This is a genomic window from Roseomonas sp. SRI_022 (assembly GCF_057586215.1).
The window spans coordinates 1-26326 of the sequence record NZ_JBYCZL010000032.1; the positions used below are offsets into that span (position 1 = coordinate 1).

At 70.5% G+C, this 26326-nt stretch carries 23 protein-coding genes and 1 pseudogene; 10 read left to right on the forward strand and 14 right to left on the reverse strand.

All coding sequences use genetic code 11. The features are described 5' to 3' along the window. Positions 1 to 654: pseudogene (locus AC2YHJ_RS23715) on the forward strand (hypothetical protein); the annotation flags it as partial. A gap of 128 nt (positions 655 to 782) precedes the next feature. Next, positions 783 to 3731 carry a beta strand repeat-containing protein gene (locus AC2YHJ_RS23720; RefSeq protein WP_487398656.1) on the forward strand — a complete coding sequence of 983 codons (2949 nt, stop codon included), beginning with the start codon at positions 783 to 785 and terminating at the stop codon, positions 3729 to 3731. A 2-nt stretch (positions 3732 to 3733) separates the two neighbouring features. Here the strand turns inward: AC2YHJ_RS23720 and AC2YHJ_RS23725 are convergent, their stop codons facing one another. Beyond that, the gene (locus AC2YHJ_RS23725) at positions 3734 to 4882 is read right to left on the reverse strand and encodes an acyl-CoA dehydrogenase family protein (RefSeq protein WP_487398657.1); all 1149 of its coding nucleotides are present in this window, start codon (positions 4880 to 4882) and stop codon (positions 3734 to 3736) included. A 128-nt stretch (positions 4883 to 5010) separates the two neighbouring features. Between AC2YHJ_RS23725 and AC2YHJ_RS23730 the strand changes: the two genes are divergently transcribed. Then, positions 5011 to 5643, forward strand: a complete 633-nt coding sequence (locus AC2YHJ_RS23730; protein ID WP_487398658.1) for a hypothetical protein — start codon at positions 5011 to 5013, stop codon at positions 5641 to 5643. An 11-nt stretch (positions 5644 to 5654) separates the two neighbouring features. Here AC2YHJ_RS23730 and AC2YHJ_RS23735 read toward each other — a convergent pair whose 3' ends face one another. After that, positions 5655 to 6971 carry a glycosyltransferase family 4 protein gene (locus AC2YHJ_RS23735; RefSeq protein ID WP_487398659.1) on the reverse strand — a complete coding sequence of 439 codons (1317 nt, stop codon included), beginning with the start codon at positions 6969 to 6971 and terminating at the stop codon, positions 5655 to 5657. Between the two features lie 109 nt (positions 6972 to 7080). On the opposite strand from AC2YHJ_RS23735, the gene AC2YHJ_RS23740 reads away from it, so the two are divergent. After that, the gene (locus tag AC2YHJ_RS23740) at positions 7081 to 7752 is read left to right on the forward strand and encodes a hypothetical protein (protein ID WP_487398660.1); all 672 of its coding nucleotides are present in this window, start codon (positions 7081 to 7083) and stop codon (positions 7750 to 7752) included. 54 nt (positions 7753 to 7806) lie between these two features. Here AC2YHJ_RS23740 and AC2YHJ_RS23745 read toward each other — a convergent pair whose 3' ends face one another. After that, positions 7807 to 11223 carry an indolepyruvate ferredoxin oxidoreductase family protein gene (locus AC2YHJ_RS23745; RefSeq protein ID WP_487398661.1) on the reverse strand — a complete coding sequence of 1139 codons (3417 nt, stop codon included), beginning with the start codon at positions 11221 to 11223 and terminating at the stop codon, positions 7807 to 7809. A 110-nt stretch (positions 11224 to 11333) separates the two neighbouring features. On the opposite strand from AC2YHJ_RS23745, the gene AC2YHJ_RS23750 reads away from it, so the two are divergent. Then, positions 11334 to 11786, forward strand: a complete 453-nt coding sequence (locus AC2YHJ_RS23750; RefSeq protein WP_487398662.1) for an Lrp/AsnC family transcriptional regulator — start codon at positions 11334 to 11336, stop codon at positions 11784 to 11786. Between the two features lie 36 nt (positions 11787 to 11822). Here the strand turns inward: AC2YHJ_RS23750 and AC2YHJ_RS23755 are convergent, their stop codons facing one another. The 9 genes from AC2YHJ_RS23755 to ccoN are packed head-to-tail and all read right to left on the reverse strand — an operon-like array spanning position 11823 to position 19856. Further along, positions 11823 to 12005: a hypothetical protein gene (locus tag AC2YHJ_RS23755; protein ID WP_487398663.1), complete on the reverse strand. Its 183-nt coding sequence runs from the start codon at positions 12003 to 12005 to the stop codon at positions 11823 to 11825. Next, positions 12002 to 12163 (reverse strand): cbb3-type cytochrome oxidase assembly protein CcoS, encoded by a 162-nt coding sequence (ccoS, locus tag AC2YHJ_RS23760; RefSeq protein WP_487398664.1) that lies wholly within the window; start codon positions 12161 to 12163, stop codon positions 12002 to 12004. Before ccoS ends, AC2YHJ_RS23755 begins: the two co-directional genes overlap by 4 nt. 3 nt (positions 12164 to 12166) lie before the next feature. Beyond that, on the reverse strand, positions 12167 to 14509 hold the full coding sequence (locus tag AC2YHJ_RS23765; RefSeq protein WP_487398665.1) for a heavy metal translocating P-type ATPase: 2343 nt from the start codon (positions 14507 to 14509) through the stop codon (positions 12167 to 12169). After that, positions 14506 to 14991, reverse strand: a complete 486-nt coding sequence (locus AC2YHJ_RS23770) for a FixH family protein (RefSeq protein WP_487398666.1) — start codon at positions 14989 to 14991, stop codon at positions 14506 to 14508. The genes AC2YHJ_RS23765 and AC2YHJ_RS23770 overlap by 4 nt, the downstream gene beginning before the upstream one ends. Continuing rightward, positions 14988 to 16502, reverse strand: a complete 1515-nt coding sequence (gene ccoG / locus AC2YHJ_RS23775; protein ID WP_487398667.1) for a cytochrome c oxidase accessory protein CcoG — start codon at positions 16500 to 16502, stop codon at positions 14988 to 14990. Before ccoG ends, AC2YHJ_RS23770 begins: the two co-directional genes overlap by 4 nt. A gap of 24 nt (positions 16503 to 16526) precedes the next feature. After that, positions 16527 to 17390 (reverse strand): cytochrome-c oxidase, cbb3-type subunit III, encoded by an 864-nt coding sequence (gene ccoP / locus AC2YHJ_RS23780; RefSeq protein ID WP_487398668.1) that lies wholly within the window; start codon positions 17388 to 17390, stop codon positions 16527 to 16529. Positions 17391 to 17403: 13 nt separating this feature from the next. Beyond that, a complete protein-coding gene (locus AC2YHJ_RS23785) occupies positions 17404 to 17604 on the reverse strand; it encodes a cbb3-type cytochrome oxidase subunit 3 (RefSeq protein WP_487398669.1) in 201 nt (66 codons plus the stop codon). A gap of 10 nt (positions 17605 to 17614) precedes the next feature. After that, on the reverse strand, positions 17615 to 18349 hold the full coding sequence (gene ccoO, locus AC2YHJ_RS23790) for a cytochrome-c oxidase, cbb3-type subunit II (protein WP_487398670.1): 735 nt from the start codon (positions 18347 to 18349) through the stop codon (positions 17615 to 17617). Between the two features lie 13 nt (positions 18350 to 18362). Then, positions 18363 to 19856, reverse strand: coding sequence for a cytochrome-c oxidase, cbb3-type subunit I (ccoN, locus tag AC2YHJ_RS23795; protein WP_487398671.1), 1494 nt, complete (start codon positions 19854 to 19856; stop codon positions 18363 to 18365). A gap of 170 nt (positions 19857 to 20026) precedes the next feature. Between ccoN and AC2YHJ_RS23800 the strand changes: the two genes are divergently transcribed. Beyond that, positions 20027 to 20803, forward strand: a complete 777-nt coding sequence (locus AC2YHJ_RS23800; RefSeq protein ID WP_487398672.1) for a DUF2189 domain-containing protein — start codon at positions 20027 to 20029, stop codon at positions 20801 to 20803. Here AC2YHJ_RS23800 and AC2YHJ_RS23805 read toward each other — a convergent pair. Both AC2YHJ_RS23805 and AC2YHJ_RS23810 read right to left on the reverse strand, forming a co-directional pair. Beyond that, positions 20782 to 22014 (reverse strand): MFS transporter, encoded by a 1233-nt coding sequence (locus AC2YHJ_RS23805; RefSeq protein WP_487398673.1) that lies wholly within the window; start codon positions 22012 to 22014, stop codon positions 20782 to 20784. The two genes, AC2YHJ_RS23800 and AC2YHJ_RS23805, sit on opposite strands and share 22 nt — an antisense overlap. Positions 22015 to 22067: 53 nt before the next feature. Then, positions 22068 to 22805 carry an urease accessory protein UreH domain-containing protein gene (locus AC2YHJ_RS23810; RefSeq protein ID WP_487398674.1) on the reverse strand — a complete coding sequence of 246 codons (738 nt, stop codon included), beginning with the start codon at positions 22803 to 22805 and terminating at the stop codon, positions 22068 to 22070. Between the two features lie 164 nt (positions 22806 to 22969). On the opposite strand from AC2YHJ_RS23810, the gene pdxA reads away from it, so the two are divergent. The 4 genes from pdxA (at position 22970) to AC2YHJ_RS23830 (ending at position 26190) form a co-directional block, all read left to right on the forward strand. Continuing rightward, positions 22970 to 23941 (forward strand): 4-hydroxythreonine-4-phosphate dehydrogenase PdxA, encoded by a 972-nt coding sequence (pdxA, locus tag AC2YHJ_RS23815; protein ID WP_487398675.1) that lies wholly within the window; start codon positions 22970 to 22972, stop codon positions 23939 to 23941. Beyond that, a complete protein-coding gene (locus AC2YHJ_RS23820) occupies positions 23938 to 24672 on the forward strand; it encodes a pyridoxine 5'-phosphate synthase (RefSeq protein WP_487398676.1) in 735 nt (244 codons plus the stop codon). The genes pdxA and AC2YHJ_RS23820 overlap by 4 nt, the downstream gene beginning before the upstream one ends. 9 nt (positions 24673 to 24681) lie before the next feature. After that, complete coding sequence (locus AC2YHJ_RS23825; protein ID WP_487398677.1) at positions 24682 to 25485, forward strand: alpha/beta fold hydrolase; 804 nt, start codon at positions 24682 to 24684, stop codon at positions 25483 to 25485. Positions 25486 to 25713: 228 nt separating this feature from the next. Beyond that, positions 25714 to 26190, forward strand: a complete 477-nt coding sequence (locus AC2YHJ_RS23830) for a GNAT family N-acetyltransferase (protein ID WP_487398678.1) — start codon at positions 25714 to 25716, stop codon at positions 26188 to 26190. The last annotated feature ends 136 nt before the right edge of the window (positions 26191 to 26326 follow it).

The window sequence follows — 26326 nt, forward strand, 5'->3', positions numbered from 1 at the left end:
CCGGCACCCACACCGGCGCCGCCGCGCAACGCGCCGTCGGGTGCCTCGGATTCCGATCCCGGCGACCCGCCGGGCGGCGGCCGTGGCGGCGCCGGGCGCCCGCCGGTGAAGGGCCAGCAGCGACAGCCGCAGACCGGCTTCACCGACGCCGACCCGAACGACGCACCGAACAATGGGCGTGGTGCGCAGGGTGGCGGACGTCCGCTCGGCCCGTCCGACAACGACCCGGGCGACCCGCCCGGTCAGGGCCGTGGCGGCGGCGGCGGCGGTCAGCGTCGCGGCGGCGTCAACGATGCCGACCCCAACGACCCGCCCGGCCAGGGGCGCGGCGGCAGCGGCCAGCAGCGGCGCGGCGGCGCGACCGACAGCGATCCCGGCGACCCACCCGGCCAAGGTCGCGGCGGCGGTGGCCGCCAAGGGGGTAGCGGCGCGACCGACAACGATCCGGGCGATCCGCCCGGCCAGGGTCGTGGCACCACCGGCGGGCAGCCACGCCGGGGCGGCCTCAGCGACGCCGATCCCAACGACCCCGCGGGGCAGGGCCGTGGCGGCGGCGGCGGCGGAGGCCGGCAGGCGCCTTCAGGTCCCTCCGACAGTGATCCGGGCGATCCACCGGGCCGCGGGCGCGGCAGCCAGGGCCCGGTCAAGACCTGACCGTGGAGTGAGGTACGATCTCTCGATATGAGATTAGTCTCGTAAATTCGTCTCTTTTTTAGAGACAGACGGACATCCTGGCTGGGTCCGGCGCTGCATGGCGCCGGCTCCCAGCCGGAGCCGCTCCTTTGTCTAACGTCACCCTCTCCAGCAGCGTCGCAAACAGCGTCACCCTGGCCGGCTTCGACCGGCTGACGGGCGGGGCGCTCGCCGACAGCGTTACCGTCACCGGCGCCTTGTCCGACGCCATCGTCGAGCTCGGCGACGGCATCGACAGCCTGTTCCTCGCCGATACCGGCAACCGCCTCTCGGTCCGCGGCGTCGAGAGCCTGACCGGCGGCGCAGGCGCCGACACGATCCTACTGCTGGAACCGGCCATCGAGGCGCGGATCGACCTCAAGGGCGGCAGCGACCTGCTGCTGCTGGCAGACGGCACCAACCTCGTCACCCTCACCGGCGCGGGGGTCGAGACGGTGCTCGGCGGCACCGGCGACGACGCGATCTACAGCGGCGCGCGCATGCTGGGCTTCTACAGCCTTGGTGCCGGGGCCGACCGGCTGACCATGATCTCGACCCGCGGCAATGCTGTGACGATCGCCGCGGATATCGAGACGGTCACCGGCAATCACGGTGTCGAGGAGGTGACGGTGCTCGGCGCCGCCCTCGGCATGCGCATCGACCTCAAGGAGGGGGCGGACCGGCTCGTCCTGTCCGACAGCGCCGATTCCATCACGGCCGCCGGGGTGGAGACGCTGCTGGCCGGCGGCGGCGACGACATTATCCTGGTGGAAGGCCGTGCCGAGGGCCTGTTCGACCTCAGCGCCGGCAACGACCGCTTGCTGCTCGGCAGCGGCGGCGCGCTGGTCACCGTCGCGGGTGCGGAGGCGATCGAAGGCGGCAGTGGCGACGACGCCGTCACCCTGGCCGACGCCCTCGCTGGCCGCCGCATCATGCTCGGCGCGGGCAGCGACAGCCTGGTCCTCGCCGCGGGCGGCAACACGCTGCGCCTATCGGGCGTCGAGGCGGTGACCGCCGGAGCGGGCGACGACCGGCTGGTGCTGGAAGATGCGCTGCCCAATGGCGGGATCTTCGACCTCGGCGCCGGGGCGGACAGCATCGCGCTTGCCGATGGCGGCAACGCGCTGACGCTCCGTGGCGTCGAGACCATTGCCGGCGGCGCCGGAACCGATCGCGTCACCCTGCTCGGTGGCGGCAGCGTCGTCGCCAGCGGCATCGAGACGATCCTGGGCAGCGGCTGGGCGGACAGCGTCACGCTGACGACGCGGATGCAAGGCGGGCTGGTCAATCTGGGCGGCGGTGCCGACCGGCTGGTGCTCGCCAATGGCGGCAACACGCTGACTGCCTATGGCACCGAGACGCTGCTCGGCGGTAGCGGCGCCGAGGATGTCGTCCTGTCCGGCGCGATCGATGGCGGGGTGATCGACCTCGGCGGCGGCGCGGACCGCCTGGTGATCCGCGGCGGTCCCGTCCGCGCCCTCATCCTCAATGTCGAGACGCTGGAAGGCGGCGGCGGGGACGAGGACCTAACCCTCGGCGGCGCCATCGCCGGGCGGATCGCGCTGCATGGCGGGCAGGACCGGCTGCTCCTGGCCGATGGCGGCAACACGCTCACCGTCGCGGGGGTCGAGACGCTGATCGGCGGCGCCGGCGCGGACCTGATCCTGTTCGATCGGCGGGTCGACGGGGCGCTGGTCGATCTCGGCGCCGGCAGCGACCGGCTGACCCTGGCCCATGGTGGCAATCGCGTCCTCGCTGCGGGGGTCGAGGCGGTGAATGGCGGCAATGCCGCCGACGACGTCACGCTTCTCGACGCCGCGGCGGATGCGGTCGTCGCGCTTGGCCTCGGACGGGACCGGCTGGCGCTGTCCGACGCCGCCGACCGGATCAGCCTGCGCGGGGTCGAGAGGCTCGAGACCGGCGGCGGGAACGACACGGTCACGCTGCTCGACCCGCTGCGCAGCGGATATCTGCATCTTGGTGCCGGCGAGGACCGGCTGACCCTCGCCGATGGCGACAACAGCCTGACCGTGATCGGCGCCGAGACCATCCTGGGCGGCAGCGGCGCCGACATCGTGACGCTGGGTGCGGCGATGCCGTCAGGATCGGTCGATCTCGGCGCCGGCAGCGACTGGCTGGTGCTGACGCGCGGCAGCAACCGCATCGCTGTCGCGGGTGCGGAACTGGTGCTGGGCAGCGACGGTGCCGACACGATCGACCTGGCCGGCGGCGCGAATGGGGTCGTGCTACGCCTCGGCGCCGGGGCTGACCATGTGCTGCTGGGTGCCGGCGGCAATCGCGTGGCGCTGTCGGATGTCGAGCGTGTGGCCGGCGGCAGCGGCAACGACACCGTCACTATGGCGCGCGGCGTCGCGGGCGCGGAGATCGATCTCGGTGCCGGGAATGACCGGCTGCTGCTCGGACCCGGCGCCAATGCTGTGATGCTGTGGGGCGTGGAAGCAGTGGTCGGCAATGCGGGCGCGGATGCCGTCACCATCGCGGGGGCGACCGCCGTGGTCGCGGTGGCGCTCGGCGCGGGGTCGGATGTGCTTACCCTTGGCGATGGCGGGATCAGCGTGGTGGCGACGGATGTGGAACTGGTGCGCGGCGGCGCAGGCAACGACATGATCGCTGTCACCGCCGGCAGCGGGCGGACCCGGCTGATTGGCGGGGATGGCAACGACACGCTGACCGGCGGTGCCGGCAATGACGAGATCCAGGGCGGACCGGGCGTTGACCGCCTGGCCGGCGGGGCGGGGGCGGATATCTTCATCTACACCGCGATCTCACATTCGCCGGTCTCAGCGCCGGACACCATCGTCAACTTCAACCCGCTGGAGGGCGACGTGCTCGCCTTCGCGGGCATCGGCACCGGCGGGGATTTCCGCTGGCGCGGCGCCTTTGGCTTCACCGCGCAGGGCGGCGCCGAAGGGCGTTTCGAGGAGGCGACGAAGACGCTGTTCATCGACCTGAACGGCAATGGCGTGGCCGACATGGCGTTCCTGCTGCCGGGCTTCCCGCCGGCAGGCTTCGACGGGCATTCGGTGATCTGGGCGTAGGCCTACTTCGCCGTGAGCATCCCCCGCGCCACGATCAGGCGCATGATCTCGTTGGTGCCTTCCAGGATGCGGTGCACGCGCAGGTCGCGCACGATCTTCTCGATGCCGTAATCGGCCAGGTAGCCGTATCCACCGAGCAGTTGCAGCGCATCATCCGCAACGCGGGAACAGGTGTCGGTGACGAAGCGCTTGGCCATGGCGCAGAAGGCCGTCGCATCCGGCGTGCGCGCATCGAGCTTCGCGCAGGCGCGCCACAGCAGCGAACGCGCCGCCTCCAGCTCGATCCGCATGTCGGCGAGGCGAAACTGCGTGTTCTGGAAATCGCTGATCGCCTTTCCGAAGGCACGGCGCTCGCGGACATAGGCGAGTGCGATGTCGAGCGCCGCCTCCGCCCCGCCGAGCGAGCACGCCGCGATGTTCAGCCGCCCGCCATCGAGGCCCGCCATGGCGAAGCGGAACCCCTGCCCTTCCTCGCCGAGCAGCGCGCTGGCCGCGACGCGCGCATCCTCGAAGATCACCTGCCGCGTCGGCTGCGCGTTCCAGCCCATCTTGCGTTCATTGGCGCCGAAGGTCAGGCCCGCCGTCTCCTTCGGGACCAGCAGGGCGGACACGCCGGACGGGCCGTCGCCGCCGGTGCGCACCATCGTCAGGTAGAGGTCCGACACGCCGGCGCCCGAGATGAACTGCTTGGTGCCGTTCAGCACATAGCCTTCGTTGTCGCGTGCCGCCCGCGTGCGCAACGCCGCGGCATCCGACCCCGATCCCGGTTCCGTCAGCGCATAGGATGCGATGCGTTCCATCGTCACCAGGGATGGCAGGTGCTCGGCGCGCTGCGCGTCGGACCCGAAGCGGTCGATCATCCACGCAACCATGTTGTGGATCGACAGATAGGCCGAGACGGTCGGGCAGCCGGTCGCCAGTGCCTCGAACACCACGGCGGCGTCGAGCCGCGTCAGGCCGGACCCGCCGGACTCCTCCCGCACGTAGAGCGCCGCCATGCCAAGTTGCGCGGCCTGCCGCATCTCATCGACAGGGAAGTGGCGTTCCTCGTCCCAGCGCCGGGCATGGGGTGCGAGGACCTCGGCGGCGAAATCGCGCGCGACGGATTGCAGTTCGCGTGTCGCCTCGGGCAGGTCGAAGGCATGGGTCATCTTGGCGTTCTCCGTGCGTCCTGACGTAGCAGATGGCCGGGCGGAAGGAAGCATTCCTCACGCCACTGCGTGCCGGCGACGGGCTGCGTGATGGCCGGCGGCGCCCGCCCATGCGAAACATGGCGCCCATGCCCGATCACCCCGGCCCGCTCCAAGACGCAGCCGAACGCGACATCGCCATCGCGCGCGACCTGTTGGCCGCGGGGCGGGAGGACGCCGCGACCGTGCTGCTGCGTGGGGTGCCGGGGCGGGCCGGGAACCGGCCGGCGGCGGCCATGCTCACCATCGCCGCAAGCCAGGCCGATCTGCGCTTCCGCGCCCTGGTCGCCCAGGCCGATGCGGAGCGTGACGCGCGCTGCTGGGATGCCGCCGAGGTGCTGTATCGGGAAGCCCTCGCGCTCTATCCGCTCCATGCCGGCTACCTCGTGCAACTCGGCCATTGCCTGAAGGAGCAGGACGCCATGGCCGAGGCGGAGATGGCCTACCGCTCCGGCCTCGCGCTCGGCGCGCCGCGCGAGGATGTGGAGGCCCATATCCGCCATGTCTGCACGGTGCTGGGCGATGCCGGGGCGCCGATCCTCGAAGTGCCCGCGGCCGCCACCGGGCCGCTCGGGCACCCGCCGACCGCGGCGGATATCGAGTTGCTGTTCATGCTGCTGCGGAACCGCCGGCCCGATCCGGTGCGCGAGGTGCTGGCGCTGCTGCGCACCGCGACGACCTGCCAGGATGTGGTGGACGCGCTGCGCGCCCCGGAAGGCTGACGCTGCCGGCGTCAATGCACCCTGCGCCCCACCGCGGGCAGGCCATGCGCCCGCCGGAGATGCCGGGCGAGCGCCGCCCAATCCGGGCAACGCACCACGATCTCCGCTGCGCTATCGGTCGGCAACCCGAACAGGGCGAGCAGATGCGCCACCGCCGCCGGGCCGTAGGAGGGTGCGGGACCGCCTATGCCGACGCTCGCCGCCGCCGGCAGTGCCCCAGCGCCGCCGATGGACGCGGCTAACCGACCGATCTGCCGCGCGAGCCGATCAGTCACGTCGAGACCCGGCAGCGACCCGTGCGAGCCTTCCCGCGCCAGGCCGATCCATGGCCGATTGCGGTCGGGGCTCGGCACCAGATCTTCGATGGCGGCCGCCGTGGCGGCGGCCTCCGCGGCGCGGTTGGCCGGCGCTTCGGCCATCATTCCGGCATAGAGCGCGATCAAGCGCGAGACCAGCGCATCGAGGTCGTGCTCCGCACGCACTATGGCGCTGACGCACGCTGCGGCATGCGCGTCGTAGGCGGCGATCGCCGCGCGGTAGGCGTCGGTATCCGGCCGGTTCACCAGGATCGCGCGGCCGAGGTTCAAGGGCAGCCAGGCGCGTGCCGTCTCCGCGGTCAGGAAGCCAGCATGCCCGCGCTCATCGCTGACGACGACGGCAGCGCCGGCGGCGGCGGCCTCGAGCGCCGCGCGCCCGGTCGCGAAAACGAGGTCCGCCTGCGCCAGTTCCTCCTCCGGTACCTCAGAGAAGCGCCCGGCACCCCGCCCAAGCTCGTGGAGTTCGAGCCCGGCCTCCTCGCAGGCCCCCCGCAGCGCCGGGAGGTGCCCGGCATTCTTGGTGTAGGCCAGGGCTCGCCGCGGGCGCGCCGGCAGGGCGTCGCGCGGGAGCAGACGGCGCAGGTCAATGGGATTGGGCACGATGCCGATCGCCTCCCGCGGCACGCCTTCCGACACCAGGCAATCACGGCACAGCCCGTCAACCGCCAGCCATCGACGGAGCCCCGGATGCCGCGGCGGCCGTGAATGCGCGGCCGAGGAATCGTGGCAGACGAAAAGCCCGGGAACACCGGGGAAGGCCACGAGCGCGGCCAGCATGGGCTGGAGGTGGTGGCCGTGGATAACATCCGGCCGGACCGGCACGGCGGAGACGCGGTCCACCACGATGAAGCCGCGAACGCGCATCGCCTCGGCCTGCTTCCCGCAGAGCGGCGCGTGGATCACCACGCGGCAGCCCGCCCTGCGCAGCCCGTCGGCCAGCATCTCCGTGAAGACCTCGGTGCCGGAACGCTCGGCCAGGACCAGGTTCGTCAGGAGAACCGTGGGTTGCATTCTTCACCTCTCGGCGGCCTGATGCCGCGACGTGCTCGTATCTGCGCCGATGGGATCACCTCTCCTCATCATTGCCCATCCGGGACACGAGCTTCGGCTGTTCGGCTGGATGAGGCAGGCACGGCCCCGCGTCGCCATCCTCACGGATGGTTCCGGCGGTGCGGAGCAGGACCGCACGATCTATTCGCGCGCTCTCTTCGATGCGGTGGGTGCCGTTGCGAGCCCAGTCCTTGGCGAGGCGAGCGATCGCGCCTGGTATGCCGCGCTGCTGGCCGGCGACCCAACGCCTTGGCTGGCAGTCGCGGAACGCATCGCGGCCTTCGTCGCGGATGACCCGCCATCGCCGATCGTCAGCGATCCGGTCGAGGGCTACAATCCGGTGCACGACCTGATGGCGCGGCTCGCCGCGCGCGTCGCTGCGTCCCTGGCAGCCCTCGGCCGAAGGCCGGCGCTGGCGACCTATCCGCTCATGGCCGGCGCGACGGGGGAACGGCTGGCCAGCCTGCACCTCGACGAGGCCACCGTCGCGGCCAAGCGCGCCGCAATCGCCGCCTATGCCCTGGCCGCCGAGAGCGAGCGCCTGCTGGCCGAGGATCCAGGAGCCCTCGGCGAGGAATGCATCATCGCCTCGCCGCCGCCACACTGGCCCACCACGGCCGATCCCCTGCCCCACTACGAACGGGTCGGGCGGGCGCGCGTAGCGGCCGGGCGCTACACCTCGCTCGCCACCTATGCGGACCATGTCAGGCCGGCGGCCTTGCGCCTGCTGCAGCACAGTTGATGGTGCGGGCGCCGATGTCCGTGATCCCCGGTGCGCACCGCCGATCCGCCCCGTCTATTCCGCCGCGATCGCCGGCGCCTCGATGGTCGCAAGCCTGGTGCGGGTCGCGGCGAGGTTACGTGCCTTGATGTGCCCGAAGCCCTTCACCCCGGCCCAGGCTTCCGCCCAGTCGCAGGCCATGGCGTGGTTCACCGGGAGGCCGGCCAGCAGGCGCTCGATACCGTCGCGGAACTCGCCCGGTAAAGCGCGTTCGACGCGGCGTTCCTCGGTGCGGCCGAAGGGATCGAGCGCCGTGCCGCGCAGCGCCTTGCCGTGCCGCAGCAGGCCCATCGCCTTTAGCATCCAGGGGCCGAAGCGTCGCTTGGCCGGCACGCCGGTGACCGGATCGGGCTTCGCCATCACCGGCGGGGCCAGGTGCATCTCGATCCGCTGCGTGCCGGTGAAGCCATGCGCCAGCGCATCCTTCCATTCCGGCAGGCTGTGCAGTCGGGCGACCTCGTACTCGTCCTTGTAGGCCATCAGGCGATGCAGCTGCGTCGCGACGGCGCGCGTCAGGCGTTCCTCGCCCGGCCGCGCGGCCTGCTCGGCGGCGCGGACCCGGGTGACGAAGGCGGCGTAGTCGCCGGCATAGCGCGTATTCTGATAAGCGGTGAGGTCGGCAACGCGCCGTGCGACCAGCGCGTCGACCGTCTCCGCGACCTCGACCGGCGGTGCCAGTTCCTCCAGGGCCGCGGCGCGGCCACGGGCGAAGGCTTCCTTGTTCAGCACCACCTGCGCGCCGTTCAGTTCCAGCGCGCGGCCGATCGCCTCGGCCGAAAGCGGCACCAGCCCGCGCTGATAGGCGATGCCGAGCAGGAAGACGTTCAGATACACCGCATCGCCGAGCTCCTCCTCGACGCGCGTGGTCCCACCCAGGGCAATGGTGTCGCGACAGGCGGCGCGGATGCTCGCGAGCATCTCCGCGCCGCGATAGCGCGTGCCGGTGTCCTTCACGAATTGCGCGGTCGGCGCGAGATCCGCATTGACCACGGCCGCGGTGCGCGCGGGGCCAAGCAGCGGCCGCGCCGTGCGACCATGCGCCACCACCATGTCGGCGGCGATCAACAGATCGGCGCTACCGGCCGCGATGCGCGCGCCGGCGATGCTGTCCGGGCTGGCGCCCGCCGCGCCGATGCGCAGCTGCGCATAGACGCCGCCGCCCTTTTGCGCGAGGCCGAGGAAGTCGAGGCTACGTACCGGCCGCCCTTCGAGATGCGCGGCCTGTGCAAGGATCGCCGCCAGCGAGGACACGCCCTGCCCACCCACGCCGGCCATCAGCAGGTTCCAGGCCTCGCCCTGCACCTCGGGCCGCACGGGCTCGGGTGGCGCGGCGCCGGAGGCGACGACGTGATGTTCCGCCGGCTTCGCGCCGAGCAGCGTCACGAAGGACGGGCAGAAGCCGTCCAGGCAGGAATAATCCTGGTTGCAGGCGGACTGGTCGATCTTCCGCTTGCGGCCGAATGCTGTCTCGACCGGTTCCACCGCGAGGCAGTTCGAGGCGCGGGAGCAATCGCCGCAATCCTCGCAGACGCGGGGGTTGATCATCACCCGGCGCTCGGCCTTCGGGGCCAGGTCGCGCTTGCGCTTGCGGCGGCGCTCGGTGGCACATTCCTGGTCGTAGATGATGGCGGTGACGCCCTTCACCTCACGCAGGGACCGCTGCACGGCATCGAGTTCGGAGCGGTGGTGGAAGCCGGTCCCCGCTGGGATCAGCGGATCGTCGCGATGGCGGTCGGGATCGTCGGAAAGGATCTCGATGCGCTGCACGCCCTCGGCATGGAGCTGGGCGGCGATGTGCGGGACGTCGATCTCGCCTTCCGGCGTCTGTCCGCCAGTCATGGCGACAGCGCCATTGACCAGGATCTTGAAGGTCATGTTCGCCTTGGAGGCAACGGCGAAGCGGACCGTCAGGCTGCCCGAATGACCCCAGGTGCCGTCGCCGATATTGGCGAAGACGTGCTTCTCGGTGGTGAAGGGCGCCTGGCCGATCCAGGGTATGCCCTCCCCGCCCATCTGGGTGAACAGGTCCGAATTGCGGTCCATGTTCTTGGCGAGGTAGTGGCAGCCGATGCCCGCCAGCGCGCGCGACCCCTCGGGAAGACGCGTCGAGGTATTGTGCGGGCAGCCGGGGCAGAAATACGGATCGCGCAGATGCAGCGGCGCGGCCTGCGCGGCAGCCAGCCCGTCGAGTTCGGCGATGCGCGCACGCAGCCGGTCGGTGCGCAGCGCCTCCGGCAGGCGGGCGAGCAGCGCGCGCAGGATCTGGCCGATGTCGAGCTCGGTCAGGTCCGACAGCAGCGGCTTGCCGTTCTCATCCTTCTTGCCGGTGACGCGCGGGCGGGTGGCGGCATGGAACAGCGCGTCGCGGAGCTGCCATTCCAGCACCGGGCGGCGATCCTCGATGACGAGAATCTCCTCCAACCCCTCGGCGAAGGCGCGTGCGGCTTCGGTGTCGAGCGGCCAGGCGAGGCCCACCTTCCAGATCCGCAGGCCATGGTCGCGGGCGAAGGCGTCGGTGATGCCCGCCTCCTCCAGCGCCTGGCGGAACACCGCATAGGCCTTGCCGCGAACGGCGATGCCGAAGCGCGCATTCGGCCCATCGAGCGTGATGCGGTCGAAGCCATTGGCACGCGCGAAGGCGACGGCGGCGGGCAGCTTGAAGTGGCGCAGGCGTTCTTCCTGCGCGATCGGCGTATCCCTCAGACGGATGTGCAGCCCGTCGGGCGGCATCGGCAGCCCGACCGGATCGCGCGTCGCATGGCGTGCCGCGTCGAGCAACACCGTCATCGATGCATCCATGGTGTCGGCGACGCATTTCACCCCCGCCCACAGGCCGGCGAAGCGCGACAGGGCGATGCCCTTCAGGCCGAATTCCAGGACCTCCGCCACATCGGCCGGATCCAGCACCGGGATCTCGGCATCCATGAAGCTGTATTCGCAGCCGGATGTGATGGTGGAGGATTTGGACGACGGATCGTCGCCCGCCAGCGCGATGACGCCGCCCTTCGGCATCGTCCCGGCGGAGCTGGCATGGCGCAGCACGTCGCCCGACCGGTCCACGCCCGGCCCCTTGCCGTACCAGATGCCGAAGACGCCATCGACCGTCGCCCCCGGCGTCAGCCCGACCTGCTGGCTGCCCCAGACGGCGGTCGCCGCGAGGTCCTCGTTCAGCCCGGGCTGGAACACGATGTCATGCGCGGCGAGGCGCTTCTGCTGCCGCGCGAGTTCCTTGTCGAAGCCACCGAGCGGCGAGCCGCGATAGCCGGAGATGAACCCCCCGGTCTTCCAGCCGAAGGCCGCATCCATCTCCCGCCGCAGCATGGGCAGGCGGACCAACGCCTGGGTACCGGTCAGGAGAACCGGGCCGTCGCTGGCGTCCCAGCGTTCCTCGAGTGTCGCGTCGGGTCGGATGATGCTGCCCATGGCGGTCATGTTGGGCGGTCCCCAGGGTTCTGCCAATGGCGGGATGATGCACTGGCATGCGCGGGGTATTCTTCCGATTTCTATTGTGCAGCGCCGAAGAGACGGAACATCCTTCTGCCATGGACGCCACAGACCGACGGATCCTCCGTGCCCTCGCCCGCCGCGCGCGGCTGACCAATGCCGAACTCGCCGAGGAGGTGGGCCTGTCCCCTTCCCCCTGCTGGACACGGGTGAAGCGGCTGGAACAGGCCGGCGTCATCCAGGGATACCACGCCGCACTCGACCAGGCCGCGCTCGGCCTGCCGGACACGGTGTTCCTGGAAGTGATGATGGAGCGCCACGACGACGAGAACCTGAAGCGCTTCGAGGAAGCGGTCAGCGCCATGCCCGAGGTGCTGGAATGCTGGCTGGTGACCGGCGAGTACGACTACGTGCTGAAGGCCGCGGTGGGCGGCACGGCGGGGTATGAGAAACTGCTGCGGGAGAAGATCTACCGCCTGCCCGGCGTGCGCCACACGCGCACGGCCTTCACGTTGCGCTGTCTGAAGCGGGTGATCTCGCCGGTGCCGTGAGGCTCCGGGTCGCGGCCGAGCCGCGACCCTTGGCGTTCAGTGCCCTTCCTGCTCGTCGAAATGCACCTTGATGGCGTTGAAGGCGTTCAGCACGCCGAACAGCACCAGCCCCCAGCCGAAGATGGAGATGCCGATGTCGCGCGCCGCCGCGGCCATGACCAGGCCGACCAGCGCGAGCACGCCATAAAGCACCAGGAAGAACACGCGGGCACCGGTCATTTCGGCGTCTCCTTGCGGGGTTTGTCGTCGAACAGGATGCGTGCGGCCGCACCGTCCAGATCCTCGTACTGGCGCGACCGCAGCGCCCACAAGAAGCCCACCAATCCGATGCCGCCGAGCAGCAGCGAGATGGGGATCAGGAAGATCAGCGCGTCCATGGTTCAGTCCTTCGCCGCGCGCAGCGCATTCAGCACCACGACCAGGGAGGATGACGCCATGACGAGGGCCGCGATCAGCGGCGTCACCAGCCCGAACGCCGCCATCGGCACCGCCACGACATTATAGGCCAGCGAGAAGCCGATATTCTCCCGCGCGATCGCCTGGGCCCGCCGCGCGATGCGGATCGCCGCCGGCAATGCCGACAACCCTTCCCGCTGCAGCACAAGGTCGGATGCGGTCTGCGCCAGGTCCGTCGCCTCGGCCGGGCTCGCGGAGACATGCGCCGCGGCCAGAGCCGCGGCATCGTTGATGCCGTCGCCCACCATCAGCGGGCGCCGGCCGTCCTGCCGCAGCGCCGCGATCCGCGCCTGCTTGGCAAGCGGATCCGCGCCCGAGCGCCATTCCGCCACCCGGGCCTGCCATGCCACCGAAGCCACCGCCGCTTCCCCGTCGCCGGACAGCACTTCCGCCGTCAGGCCGAGCGTGCCGAGCGCCGCGACGGCGGCCGGCGCGTCCTCGCGCATGCGGTCGGCGAACCGGAAAGCGACCGGCGCGGCGTCGCCATCGCGGAACACCAGCGTCATGCCATCGGCGGATGCGCCAAGCCCGCAGAAGACCGGCGAACCCAGCCGCGCAGCACCGGCTTCGAGCCCCTGCCCCGGAACCTCCCGCACGCCCTCGGCGAGCGGCGCCTCCGGGCAGGCCCGCACCAGCGCCTGCGCCAGCGGATGACGGGATGCGCGCGCCATGGCGGCAGCCTGCATCAGCACGCCGGGGTCCTGCTCCCCGGGGATCAGCACGGGCCGCCCTTCGGTCAGCGTGCCGGTCTTGTCCAGCACGACATGGTCGGCCGTCGCCAGCCGTTCCAGCGCCGTCGCCGAGGTGACCAGCACGCCGCGCCGGAACAACCCGCCCACCGCCACCACCTGCACCGCCGGCACGGCCAGCGCGAGCGCGCAGGGGCAGGTGATCAGCAGCACGCAGACCGCATTCACCAGTGCGACCTGCCACGGCGCATCGAGCACGCCCCACCAGGCGAGGAAGGTCGCCGCCGCCACCGCATGCACCACCGGCACGTAGAAGCGGGATGCACGGTCGGCGACGGCAACGAAGCGACCCTTCGCCTGTTCCGCGCGTTCCAGCAGCCGCGCCATGGCGGCCAGCGAGCCGTCCTTCGCCGCCGCGCTGACCACCATGGTGAAGGCCGCGCCCATGTTGACCGCGCCGGCCGGCAGCGCATCGCCGGCGGCGAAGGCGCGCGGCACGCTCTCCCCGGTCGTCGCGGCGGCATCGAGCAAGGTTCCGGCCGCCGCCACGCCATCCAGGCGCAGCCTCTCGCCCGAGGAGACCAGCACGCGGTCCCCGGCGGCGACGGCTTCCGCCGGCACCGCTTCCATATGCCCATCGGCCAGCACGCGGCTGACCACGCCGTCCTGCAGCGCCAGCAGCTCCGCCACCGATTGCCGCGCGCGGCGCCGCGCCGCGCGGTCCATCACGCGCGCCGCGAGCAGCAGCGCGAGCAGCGCAGTCGCACCGTCGAACCAGGTGTAGGGCCCGTTGCGCAGCGTCTCCGACAGCGACATCGCCGTGGTGGCCAGTACGCCCAGCGAGATCGCGAGGTCCATCGACGGCCGCCCGGCGCGCAGCGCCGTCCAGGCGGAACGGTAGAAGGGCATGCCCGCCACCAGCACGACCGGCAGGCCGATCAGCGCCGCCAGCCAATGCAGCCCATGGCGCAGCGACGGACCCATATCCCCGCCGACCCATACGGCGACGGAGATCAGCATGATGTTCATCGACCCGAAGGCCGCGATGCCGAGCGCGCGGGTCAGGGCGCGCCCTTCGGCATCCTCGGTCGCGCGCAGGCAGGCCGGCGACCAGGGCGCCACCCGGAAGCCAAGCCGGCCGAGCAGCGCCGCGAAATCGTCCGCCCGCGCCGCCGCGCCACGCCACGTCACCGTCAGCCGCCGTGCGGAGAGCGAGGCACGCGCCGATAGCACGTCCGCTTCCGCCGCCAGCGCCTGCTCCACGAGCCAGATGCAGGCCCCGCAGGTCAGGCCAGAGACGACCAGTTCAAGCCGTTGCGTGCCGTCGCGCTCCGTCGCCACGAAGGGCGCGAGGTCAAGGGCGGGCGCCGCCGCCTCGGGCCGCAACGCGCCGGCCTCGGTCTCCCGCCGTCCGTAGAAGGAGGACAGGCCAAGCCCGGCGACGAGCGCATGCGCGCCCTCGCATCCCGTGCAGCAGAAGCGGTCCTGCCCCGGCGCCAGCCCAGCGCCGCAATGCGCGCAGGCGGCGGCCGAGACGGCCCCCGACGCGACGGCGCGGGTGCGGCCGAGAAAGCTCACGGCACGACCACCCGGCGGCGGATGTCGAAGGCAGTCTCATTCGGCCCGAACAGCGTCAGGCGGACATCCCATTGGCCGCGCTGCGGCGGGCTGGCCTCGGCCGCCCAGCGGCCCGAGCCGCGCGGGCCGAAGGCGAGCGGCAGTTCGATCCCTTCGAGCGGGCGCAGCAGCACGCCCTCAACCCGGCCCGGGAGCGGACGGCCATCGCGATCGGTCGCGACGACGGTGAGCAGGCCGCCCGCCAGCGTGACCTCGGCGCGCCAGCCCAGCGCGTCCTGCCGCACCGCTTCGGCCAGCACAGCCTCATAGCCGCGGCCGCGTTCATAGGCATGCGGCACGGTGACACCAGTGAAGGTGGAGAAGGCGTAATAGATCAGCATCGCGTTCACCGCGAAGACGACCAGGAACCCGCCGACGAAAGCCCAGGGGATCCAGCGGCTGCGATTGGGGTCGTGGCGGGCGTGCTGCACGGTCGCACTCATGGCTTCGGGCCCAGGAAGTTGGTCGCCTGGCTGGCGACCGCACGGCCGCGCGCATCCACCAGGCGGAAGGTCACGGGCGTGTCCTCCGGCAGGCGGCGGCCGAGCGGCGCGGTGAGGAAGACGCGATACTGCGCGATGCCGTCGGCGCGACGGGCGAGCAGCGGGCGGCCCTGCGCGTCGTTCTCGACATCCTGCACCGTCATGCGGAATCCCTCGGGCGCGGAGAGGACCAAGGCGAGCGGGGCGTCCTCCCGCGTCTTGTTGACGATCTTGATGGTGTAGCCATTGCGGATCGCGCCATCCGACAGCCGCACATACAGCGGCGCGCGGTCGCGCAGCACCGTCACGTCCAGCGTCGATCGCATCAGGAAGGCACCAAGCATCACCAGCGCGACCAGCGAGAGCGCGCCGGCATACATCATGGTCCGCGGGCGGATGAAGCGCGGGACCTGGCGCGCCGCCATGCCCGCCTTGAAGCGGGCATCGCCGGGCGGCATGGCGGCCGTCGCCGCCGCGCTGGCCGAAAGGTTCTTCAGCGTCTCGAAGGCGATCAGCCCCTTGGGCCGTCCGAGCTTGCCCATGACGCTGTCGCAGGCATCGACGCACAGCCCGCAGCCGATGCATTCCAGCTGCTGCCCGTCGCGGATGTCGATGCCGGTCGGGCAGACATGCACGCAGGCGAAGCAGTCCACGCAATCGCCGACCCCTTCGGCCTTCGCCTTGCCGCGCGGTTCGCCGCGCCAGTCGCGATAGGTGACGACAAGCGAGTTCTCATCGAGCATCGCCGCCTGGAAGCGCGGCCAGGGGCACATGTAGGTGCAGACCTGCTCGCGCGCCCAGCCTGCCAGCAGATAGGTGAAGCCGGTGAACAACCAGAAGAAGACATAGACCTCAAGGCTGGCACGGCCGGTGAGGATCTCCACCGTCACGGTCGGCGCGTCGTTGAAATACATGATCCAGGCGCCGCCGGTCGCCGCGGCGATCAGCAGCCAGACGGCATGGGTCAGCCCCTTGCGCGTCCAGTAATCGGCGCCATGCGGGCCCTGGTCCAGCTTCATCCGGGCGTTGCGGTCGCCCTGGATCCAGCGCTCGACGAACATGAACAGGTCCGTCCAGACCGTTTGCGGGCAGGTGAAGCCGCACCACAGCCGGCCGAACAACGAGGAGACGGCGAACAGCGCGAAGGCGCCGAGGATCATCGCGCCGGCGAGGAAGTAGATCTCCTGCGGCCAGATCTCGATCCAGAAGAAGAACAGGCGCGCATTGGTGATGTCCACCAGCACCGCCTGGTCGGGCACGCCCTCCCCGCGATCCCAGCGCAGCCAGGGCACGACGTAGTACAGGGCGAGGCAGACCATCAGCACCGCCCACTTGACCGAGCGGACCTTGCCGAAGACGCGCTTCGGATAGACCTTCTGGCGCGATGCGTAGAGCGGCTGGGCGGCGGCGGAGGTGGGTGCCTCCGCCGGACGGTCGGCCTTCGCGCGATGCGGTGCCTCGACGCTGGTCATGTCACCTGTCCTGTTGGGAGGAGGCTACTCGCCCCCGCCCAACGCATGCACATAGACCGTCAGCATGTTGATGGTGGCCGGGTCGAGCCGGCCCTGCCAGGCCGGCATCACGCCGAGCCGCGGATTGCGGATCATCGCCATGATCTCCGGCTTGCTGCCGCCCTGCAGCCAGACCTGGTCGGACAGCCGCGGGGCGCCGAGCTCGCGGTTGCCGTCGCCGCGATCGCCATGGCAGGCGACGCAGTTCTCGGCGAAGATCGTCTGGCCACGCCCGACGGCCGCCGCATCGTTCGAGCGACCGGCCAGCGACAGCACATATTCCGCGACGTCGCCGATCTGCGCGTTGTTCAGCATGCCGTCGGCGCCGAAGCGCGGCATCAGGCTGGTGCGCGCCTGGTCGTCCTCGGTGTTGCGGATACCATGGCGGATGGTGGCCTGGATCGCGTCCATCGACCCACCCCACAGCCAGTCGTCATCGACCAGGGCCGGATAGCCCCCCAGCGCGCCCTGCCCGCCCGCGCCGTGGCAGGCAGCGCAGTTGTTGGCGAAGGCGACGCGTCCACCGGCGGTGGCGAAGGCGCGCATCTCCGGATCGGCAGCAATCTGTGCGGGCGTCGCCTCCCGCAGCCGGGCCATCATCGGTGCATTGCGGGCTTGCGCGGCGGCGACATCGGCCACCACGGCCTCCCGCGCGATCCAGCCGGAGGTGCCGCGCCAGAACGGCAGCGACGGATAGATCACCATCCAGGCCACGCCAAAGGCGATGCAGGCGTAGAAGCTCCATAGCCACCAGGTCGGCAGCGGGTTGTTGAGTTCGCGAATGCCATCCCATACGTGGCCGGTGGTCTCCTGCCCGGTCACGCCATCCTTTTCGATCTTCGTCGGCATCCCTGGATGCTCCTCAGCGTGTGCCGCGCGGGGAATTGTCGACCCGCAGGGGCGCGGGCGGAACGTCGTCCCGCAGCGGAATATCGGCCTGGGCTTCGAAATGGGCCTTCTTCGACGGCCGCAGCACGAGCCACAGCATCCCGACGAACAGCACGAAGAACCAGACGACCCAGAGCGAACGCAGCAGCGGCAGCTGGTCGATCAGCGAGCTCATCGCCCCCTCCTCACGGCTGGCGCAGTTGCGCGGGCGTCACGTCGCGGAAATCCACGAGCGTGCCGAGCATCTGCATGTAGGCGACCACCGCATCCATCTCGGTGACCACGGCCGGGTTGCCGTCGAAGGCACCCTGGCGGGCGCGGGCGTAGCGGCCCTGGAAGCCCGCCGCATCGGCCTCCGGCGTTGCCTGCGCCGTCAGGTCGGCGGCGGCATTGGCGATCATCTCGTCGGTATAGGGCACGCCCACCACGCGCAGCGCCCGCATCCGGTCCTGGATGTCCGCGAAGGCGAGCGGCCGGTCGAGGAAGGCATAGGGCGGCATCACCGAGGCCGGCACCAGCGCGCGGGGCGAACGCAGATGCGCCGCGTGCCAGTCATCCGAATACCGACCGCCGACACGCGCGAGGTCCGGCCCCGTGCGCTTGCTACCCCATTGGAAGGGGTGGTCGTACATGCTCTCGGCCGCCAGGGAGAAATGGCCGTAGCGTTCCAGTTCGTCGCGGAACGGCCGCACCATCTGCGAATGGCAGTTGTAGCAGCCTTCCCGGACATAGATGTCGCGCCCACGCAGTTCGAGCGGCGTGTAGGGGCGGACCCCCGACACGCGCTCGATGGTCGTCTCGACGGCGAAGAGTGGAACGACCTGCACCAGGCCGCCGATCGAGACGGTGATGAGGGTGAGCACCGCCATCAGTATCACGTTGCGTTCGATGATGCCGTGGTCGCGAAGCCAGCCGAACATCCGGGTGTCCTCCTTACTGCGCCGCGACGGGGATGGCGGAAGCGGCCTGCGGTTCGGGTGCGAGCACCTCTCCGCTTGTCACCGTCTTCCACAGGTTGAAGGCCATGAGCAGCGCGCCGGTCAGGTACAGCAGGCCACCCAGCAGGCGGATCACGTAGTAGGGGTGCATCGCCTCCACGGTCTCGACGAAGGAGTATTGGAGGAAGCCGAGCTCATCATAGGCGCGCCACATCAGTCCCTGCATGATGCCCGACACCCACATCGCGGTGATGTAGAGAACGATGCCGAGCGTCGCGAGCCAGAAGTGCCAGGCGACCAGCTTCTCGCTCCACAGCCCCTTCTTCCGCCACAACGCGGGGAACAGGTAGTAGAGCGCGCCGAAGGTGATGAAGCCGTTCCAGCCGAGCGCGCCGGAATGCACGTGGCCAATGGTCCAGTCGGTGTAGTGCGACAGCCCGTTCACCGCCTTGATGGACATCACCGGGCCTTCGAAGGTCGCCATGGCGTAGAAGCCGACGGCAACGACCGAGAAGCGCAGCGCCGCATCGGTGCGCAGCTTGTCCCAGGCCCCCGACAGCGTCATCAGCCCGTTGATCATGCCGCCCCAGGACGGCATCCACAGGATGATGCTGAACACCATGCCGAGCGTCTGCGCCCAGTCCGGCAGCGCGGTGTAGTGCAGGTGGTGCGGGCCGGCCCAGATGTAGAGGAAGATCAGCGTCCAGAAGTGCACGATCGACAGCCGGTAGGAATAGATCGGCCGGTCCGCCTGTTTGGGGATGAAGTAGTACATCATCCCGAGGAAACCCGCGGTCAGGAAGAAGCCCACCGCGTTGTGGCCGTACCACCACTGGATCATCGCCCCCTGGACGCCCGCCGGCGCAGCATAGGAGGCCGAGGAACCGAGGCTCACCGGGATCGAGATGTTGTTGCCGATATGCAGCATCGCGACGGTGATGATGAAGGCGAGGAAGAACCAGTTTGCCACGTAGATGTGCGGTTCCTGGCGCTTGATGATCGTGCCGACGAAGACGACCAGGTAGGCGACCCAGACGATCGTCAGCCAGATGTCCACATACCATTCCGGCTCGGCGTATTCCTTCGACTGCGTGATGCCGAGCACGTAGCCGAGAGCGGCCATGACGATGAAAAACTGGTATCCCCAGAACAGGAACCAGGCCGCGTCATTGCCGCCGAACAGCCGCGCATGGCAGGTGCGCTGGACGATGTAGAGGCTGGTGCAGAGCAGCGCATTGCCGCCGAAGGCGAAGATCACCGCGCTGGTGTGCAGCGGCCGCAGCCGGCCGAAGGTGGTCCACTCCAGGTCGAGGTTCAGGAGCGGAAAGGCAAGCTGGGCCGCGATGGCCACGCCCACTAGGAAGCCCACCACGCCCCAGAATGCGGTGGCGATGGCGAAGGCGCGGATCGGCGCCTCGACATAGCCGGCCTCCTCCGCCCCCGTGACCTGGCCCGGAGCCAGGGCGGCTGTTGCAGTTGCTGCTGCCACGACCAGATTCTCCTCAAGCGGCGCCGCGGCGGAGTCGCCGCATGCACCAGGGATGCGAAAGAAGCCCCGGGACAGGGCGCCGTCCTTGATCCGGATCAATTCTTCCGCGCTGCAGCAGTGTATGGTCAAATGGTTTCCGGGACGCCGCTGCCCTGGGGAGGAAATCAACCATGCCGAGCGACGCGCAATCGATCGCCCGCCGCCCCATCGCCATCCGGATCGTCCCGCCGGACCAACCCTGGCGGTGGCTCGTCGCAGGCTGGCGGGACCTGATGGCCAATCCGCAGATCGGCTTCTTCTATGGCGCCGCGCTGACCGTCATCGGCTGGGCGCTGGCGCTGCTGCTGCTGTGGGCGCAGATCGGCTGGGCGATCCTGCCGGTATCGGCCGGCTTCTTCATCGTCGCGCCGTTGGCGGCGGCCGGGCTGTATGAGGCCTCGCGCCTGCGCGAGCGCGGAGAGCCGGTGACCTTCGCCGCCTGCATGGGCGGCTTCACCCGAAACGGGACCCAGCTTGCCTTTATGGGGGTGGCGCTGCTGCTGCTGCACCTGTTCTGGGTGCGGGTGGCGGCCCTGATCTTCATGCTGATGTTCGGCATCAACTTCGGCACGGCGATCGAGAACGTGCCCATGGCGATGCTGCGTTCGCCGATGCTGCTGCCGTTCCTGGTCGTCGGCACCGCGGCGGGCGCGCTGTTCGCCGCGGCCGCCTTCGCCATCTCGGCGGTGTCCATCCCGATGCTGATCGACCGGGAGGTCTCGGCGCTGGAGGCGATCGTGGTGTCGATCCGGGCGGTGCTGGCCAACCCCGCGGCGATGATCTTCTGGGCCGGGCTGATCGTGGTGTTCACCGCGATGGCGCTGGTGCCCTTCTTCCTCGGCCTCGCGCTGGTGGTGCCGCTGATCGGGCATGCCACCTGGCATGCCTATCGCGACCTGGTGGAATAGGCGTCCCGGCGCAGGCGCAGCAGCAGGAAGGCCACCAGCCCGAGTTGCAGGACGTTGGCCGCGATGCCCGCCCACCAGGCGGCCGCGTAGAAGCCGACGCGATCATAGATCGCCCCCGCCAGCCAGGCGCCGAAGGCCATGCCCGACAGGCTAACGAACAGCAGGGCGGGCACGCGCCAGGATGCCTCGCTGGCCGGATACAGCGCCCGGATCGTCAGCACATAGGCCGGGATGATGCCGCCGAAGCCAAGGCCATAGGCCGCCGCGACGAAGAACAGCCCGGCCTCGTCCTGCGTGGCGAGGAAGCCGAGCATGCCCACCACCTGCGCCGAGGACCCGGCGAAGACCGTCCACAGCCCGCCGATCCGGTCCGACAGCCAGCCCCAGAACTGCCGCGCGATGAAGGCGGACAGCAGCAGCACCGAGAGCATCGCGGCCCCGCGCGAGGCCGCGATGCCGAGATCCCCGCAGAAGGCGACCAGATGCGCCGCCGGCATCGCCATCGGCACGCAGCACAGGAAGGACGCCGCGGCGATCAGCGCCATGGCGCGGTTCGGCGCCATGCCGAGCACACGCCGCCCCTTCACACTGTGCATTCCCCCGGGTCCCGCCGTCGGCACCGGCGCGGGCACCAGCACCAGCGCGGCGAGCGTGACCACCAGGCTCGCCGCGAAGGCGCCATAGGCCAGCATCGTCGCCTGCCAGCCGAAGGCGGCGATCGCGCGTTCAAACACGAAGGGCCAGAGGAAGCCAGCAATGTACTGGCCGGAGGAGACGAGAGCGAGCGCCGTGCCGCGCCGCCGGTCGAACCACAGTGAGACATAGGCGACCATCGGCGCGAACAGCGCGCCATTGCCGAACAGCCCGACGCCAAGCCCTATTCCGGCTAGCAGCGACCAGCCCTGCCCGAGTGAGGCGAGTGCAAGTCCGCACAGGATCGCCGCGCCGCCAATCATCGCGACCAGGCGCTGCCCGATCCGCGCGGCCAGCAGCCCGCAGACCACCCCGCCGACACCCGACCCGAGATAGGCCAGCGAGGTGGCGAGCGAGGGCAGCGAGCGTCCCGTGCCCAGCGTTTCTGAGATCGGCACCAGGCCGATCACCACCGTCAGCGGCGCGCCGGCGGCGAGTGCGAGCATCGTCACCGCGGTGACGGCAATGATCCAGGATTGTCGGGTTTCGACACTCCCGCCCGTGGCGGCGTCCGGCATGCGTTTCCTTCCCAGTGCGGGAAGTCTCGGCGCGTCGTGGGATTCCGTCCAGGTCAGGCGGCGACACGGAAGGCCATCGCAGCCAGCACCACGCCATTCAGCGCGAACAGCGCCGCGCCCGCCATGCGCATGCCCGGCCCCGCCCGTCGTCCGAAGAAGCGGCCGAGCAGCGCGACACCCACCAGCGCCGGCACGGTCCCAGCGACGAAGGCGGCCATCGCGAGCGCGCCGCCCAGCGCCGAACCGGTCGCCGCCGCCCCGGCCAGGGCGCCATAGAGCAGCCCGCAGGGCAGCGCCGACAGCATCAGCCCAAGTGCGACCCCGCGCAGCCCGGTGGGTGCTGCGATCAGCCCGCCGAGCTTCCGTTCCAGCCCCGCAGGCAACCGAGGTGCGGGCATCCTCGGCAGCAGTGCCGCGATGCGGGCCGAGGCCTGCGCGAACATCAGCACCGCCGCGACGGTCAGCAGCCCCGCCAGCACGAAGCGGAACCCGGTGCCGATGGCCACGACACCAGCCAGCCCGCCCGCCGCGGCGCCCAGCGCCGCGTATCCCAGCATCCGCCCGAGGTGATACGGCGCCAGCGCAGCCCCCGACAGCCGCGCCAGCATCCCACCCGCCTGGGCGCGGTCCGCCACCGCCGCGGCCTGCGCGATCACGAAGGGCCCGCACATCCCGGCGCAATGCGTCGCACCGCCGGCGAGCCCTGCCAGGAACAGCGCGGCCATCACCGCCGGCACACCACCGGGCCCGAGCGCCGTCAGGTCGTGCAGGCAATTCGCCAGGAACTCCATGCCTAGCTTCTAGCACGCGCGGGGCGCATCGGCTTGCGGCCGCACAAAAGCGGTTCCCCCAAGGGCGGAACCGCTCTCGCCTTGTCGGAGCGAGCATTTACACCCGCGCGGGACCTGCTCGAGGTCTCGCCAGGATGGCGCGCAGCGACTACACGCGAAGGATCATGCGACCCCTCGCCCTCACCATGGGAGAACCCGCCGGCATCGGCGCGGAGATCGCCGCCGGCGCCTGGTCCGCCCTGCGCGCGACCGGCCCGGCCTTCTTCCTGATCGACGATGCGACCCGGCCATTTGGCGTGCCCGTGCAGCGGATCGCCACGCCGGAAGACGCGGCCACCGTCTTTCCGCACGCCCTGCCGGTGCTGCATCGTCCACTGCCGCACGCGCCCGTCGCCGGCAAGCCGGACACCGCCAATGCGCCGGCCGTCATCGCCGCCATCACCGAGGCCGTGGACCTCGCCAAGGCCGGCCGCGCCGCAGGCGTCGTGACCAACCCGATCCAGAAGGCCGTGCTGACCGCGGCCGGCTTCAGGCATCCGGGCCATACCGAGTATCTCGGCGAGATCGCCGGCACCGGCGTTCCGCCGATCATGATGCTGGCCAGCGCGGAACTGCGCGTCGTGCCGGTGACGGTGCACGAGGCGTTGGCCAAGGCCATCGCCCGGCTCACGCCGGAACTGATCGCCGAGACCGCCCGCATCACCGCCCGCGCCCTGCGGGAGGAATTCGGCATCGCGCAGCCGCGCCTCGCCATCGCCGGGCTGAACCCGCATGCCGGGGAGGTCGGCACCATGGGCTGCGAGGAGATCGACATCGTCGCCCCCGCCATCGCCACGCTGCGCGCCGAAGGCATCGAGGCGCGCGGGCCGATGCCGCCGGACACCATGTTCACCGCGCTGGCGCGCCCGACCTATGACGCGGCGATCTGCCTCTATCACGACCAGGCGCTGATCCCGATCAAGACGCTCGACATGGCGGGCGGGGTGAACGTCACGCTCGGCCTGTCGATCGTGCGGACCAGCCCCGACCATGGCACCGCGCTCGACATCGCGGGCACGGGGCGTGCCGATCCGTCTTCACTCATCGCCGCGATCCGCCTCGCGGCGGAACTCGCCTGCGCACGGGGAACCGCATGAAGCCGCATCTCGATTTCTCGGTGAATGTCGATCACGTCGCCACGCTGCGGAATGCGCGCGGCGGCACCTTCCCCTGCCCGGTCGAAGCCGCGCGCATCGTCGTCGCGGCTGGTGCCGACGGCGTGACGATGCATCTGCGCGAGGACCGCCGACACATCCGCGACCGCGACGTGGAACGCGTCCGCGCCGAGATCGCAGCCCCCCTGAATTTCGAGATGGCCGCGACCGAGGAGATGGTCGCCTTCGCCGAACGCATCCGCCCGCCCTATTGCTGCCTGGTGCCGGAAAAGCGCGCGGAGCTCACAACGGAGGGCGGGCTCGACGTCCTGCGCGCCTCGCCCTTCCTGAAGCAGGCGGTCGACCGGCTGCGCGCGGCCGAGGTGCGCGTGTCCATCTTCATCGAGGCCGATCCGGCGCAGATCGAGGCCGCCGCGGCACTCGGCGCGCAGGCGATCGAGTTGCACACCGGCACCTATGCCGAAGGGCCGGTGGCGAACCGGCCGGCGCAGCTCGCGCGGCTGCAGGCCGGTGCTGCCGCGGCCAAGGCGGCCGGGCTGCTGTGCCATGCGGGCCACGGCCTGACCTACGACACGGTCGGCGACATCGCGCGCATGCCGGAAGTCACCGAAGTGTCCATCGGCCACTTCCTGATCTCCCAATCGGTCTTCGAGGGGCTGGGGGCGACGGTGCAGCGTTTCCGAGCCATCATGGAGGCCGCGCGCAACGCATAAGGAAACGCCATGCCCAGCATCGCCATCGACGGCTACCCGATCGCCTATGCCGAGGCCGGATCCGGCCCGCCTTTGGTGATGATCCACGGCACGTTGGGCGACCAGCGGTCCTGGAGCGGGCAGATGGCTGCCTTCGGTGAGCGCTTCCACGCCATCGCCGTCAGCCTGCGCCACACCTGGCCGGGCAAGTGGGAAGACGGCGGCGACTTCACCATCGCGCGCCACGCCGCCGACATCGCCGGCTTCGTCAAGGCGCTGGGCGCCGGGAAGGTGCGGCTGGTCGGCCATTCGCGAGGCGGGCACATCGCCTTCCGCGTCGCGCAGCACCATCCCGAATTGATCGAAGCCCTCGTGCTGCTGGAACCCGGCGGCGAGCTGGATGAAAGCCTCGGCGGCGCACCACCCGCCGGCAAGCAGGGCGCAGCCTTCGCCAAGGGTGCCGCGCTGATCGCCGAGGGCAAGACCGAGGAAGGGCTGACCGTCATCGCCGAGCATACCGGCGGTCCCGGCGCCTGGGAGAAGCGATCGGAAGCGCGCAAGGGTGTGAACCGCGACAACGCGCGCACGCTGCTCGGGCAGATCAACGAACAGCGCAAGCCCTACAGCCGCGCGGAGGCCGAAGGCATCCGCATCCGCACCCTGCTGGCCGGCGGCGACCAGTCCCAGCCGCAATTCGGGCGCATCCTGGATGCGCTGGAAGGGGCGATGCCGAATGCGACGCGCGTGACGATCCGGCGCGCCGCGCACAGCGTGCAGGCGGATAATCCGGCCGATTTCAACGCCGCGGTGCTCGCCTTCCTCGATGGGCGTTGACGGCGGGCCACCGCAGCCCGCAGCATGCCGTCCATGATCGCGCGCCATGCCATCATCGCCGCCACGCGACGCCGCCGTCACACGACGACGGCACGGCGGCGTGCGCCCGATCCGAAGACCCGAGGCTGATGGCGGCCTAGTCCCGCCCTTCGATCCCAGGTCTCCCCGGCGCCCCGCCCACCGCAAGGTCGGCGGGGTTTTTCGTGTCCATCCGACAGGACCCTTCCCATGACAGCGCTTCCGCCCACCGCCTTCCGCCGCGCCACCCCGGCCGACGCCGCGGCGATCCGCGCCCTGGTGCGCGAGGCCTATGCGCTATGGGTGCCGCTGATCGGGCGCGAGCCGCTGCCGATGCGCGCCGACTATGACGCCGCGCTGCGGACGCATCGCTTCGACCTGCTGCAGCGCGGGCCGACGATCCTGGCGGTGATCGAGACCGTGCCGCACGACGATCACCTCTGGATCGAGAACATTGCGGTGCTGCCGGAACGCCAGGGCCAAGGCCTTGGACGGCGGCTGCTGGCCGCGGCCGAGACGCTGGCGCGGGAGGCCGGGCGGGCGGAGTTGCGCCTGCTGACGAATGCCGACTTCGCGTCGAATGTCGCGCTGTATGAGCGCAGCGGCTACGCGGTCACGGCACGCGAGCCCTTCCTGGGCGGGACGACGGTGTACATGCGCAAGATGCTGGCCGCGCCTCCGTCCTGATTTGGCGCGCCAACCTGGTGCCCGGCAGGCACAACCCCTGATTGCAGGCACTTTAAGCTTTTAGGATTTCAGCCCTTTAAATCCGCTCCACGCAGCTACGCGCAATCCGCCCCTTGACCACGAGAACCTATCAAGA

Coding starts and splice junctions, on each gene's coding strand:
- AC2YHJ_RS23830 (WP_487398678.1), top strand. CDS start 25,714: ATGACAGCGCTTCCGCCCACCGCCTTCCGCCGCGCCACCCCGGCCGAC.
- ccoS (WP_487398664.1), bottom strand. CDS start 12,163: ATGGACGCGCTGATCTTCCTGATCCCCATCTCGCTGCTGCTCGGCGGC.
- AC2YHJ_RS23805 (WP_487398673.1), bottom strand. CDS start 22,014: ATGCCGGACGCCGCCACGGGCGGGAGTGTCGAAACCCGACAATCCTGG.
- ccoO (WP_487398670.1), bottom strand. CDS start 18,349: ATGTTCGGCTGGCTTCGCGACCACGGCATCATCGAACGCAACGTGATA.
- ccoG (WP_487398667.1), bottom strand. CDS start 16,502: ATGACCAGCGTCGAGGCACCGCATCGCGCGAAGGCCGACCGTCCGGCG.
- AC2YHJ_RS23770 (WP_487398666.1), bottom strand. CDS start 14,991: ATGAGTGCGACCGTGCAGCACGCCCGCCACGACCCCAATCGCAGCCGC.
- AC2YHJ_RS23820 (WP_487398676.1), top strand. CDS start 23,938: ATGAAGCCGCATCTCGATTTCTCGGTGAATGTCGATCACGTCGCCACG.
- AC2YHJ_RS23735 (WP_487398659.1), bottom strand. CDS start 6,971: ATGCAACCCACGGTTCTCCTGACGAACCTGGTCCTGGCCGAGCGTTCC.
- ccoP (WP_487398668.1), bottom strand. CDS start 17,390: ATGCCGACGAAGATCGAAAAGGATGGCGTGACCGGGCAGGAGACCACC.
- AC2YHJ_RS23745 (WP_487398661.1), bottom strand. CDS start 11,223: ATGACCGCCATGGGCAGCATCATCCGACCCGACGCGACACTCGAGGAA.
- AC2YHJ_RS23730 (WP_487398658.1), top strand. CDS start 5,011: ATGCCCGATCACCCCGGCCCGCTCCAAGACGCAGCCGAACGCGACATC.
- AC2YHJ_RS23725 (WP_487398657.1), bottom strand. CDS start 4,882: ATGACCCATGCCTTCGACCTGCCCGAGGCGACACGCGAACTGCAATCC.
- pdxA (WP_487398675.1), top strand. CDS start 22,970: ATGCGACCCCTCGCCCTCACCATGGGAGAACCCGCCGGCATCGGCGCG.
- AC2YHJ_RS23750 (WP_487398662.1), top strand. CDS start 11,334: ATGGACGCCACAGACCGACGGATCCTCCGTGCCCTCGCCCGCCGCGCG.
- AC2YHJ_RS23755 (WP_487398663.1), bottom strand. CDS start 12,005: ATGACCGGTGCCCGCGTGTTCTTCCTGGTGCTTTATGGCGTGCTCGCG.
- AC2YHJ_RS23800 (WP_487398672.1), top strand. CDS start 20,027: ATGCCGAGCGACGCGCAATCGATCGCCCGCCGCCCCATCGCCATCCGG.
- AC2YHJ_RS23785 (WP_487398669.1), bottom strand. CDS start 17,604: ATGAGCTCGCTGATCGACCAGCTGCCGCTGCTGCGTTCGCTCTGGGTC.
- AC2YHJ_RS23825 (WP_487398677.1), top strand. CDS start 24,682: ATGCCCAGCATCGCCATCGACGGCTACCCGATCGCCTATGCCGAGGCC.
- AC2YHJ_RS23810 (WP_487398674.1), bottom strand. CDS start 22,805: ATGGAGTTCCTGGCGAATTGCCTGCACGACCTGACGGCGCTCGGGCCC.
- AC2YHJ_RS23740 (WP_487398660.1), top strand. CDS start 7,081: ATGAGGCAGGCACGGCCCCGCGTCGCCATCCTCACGGATGGTTCCGGC.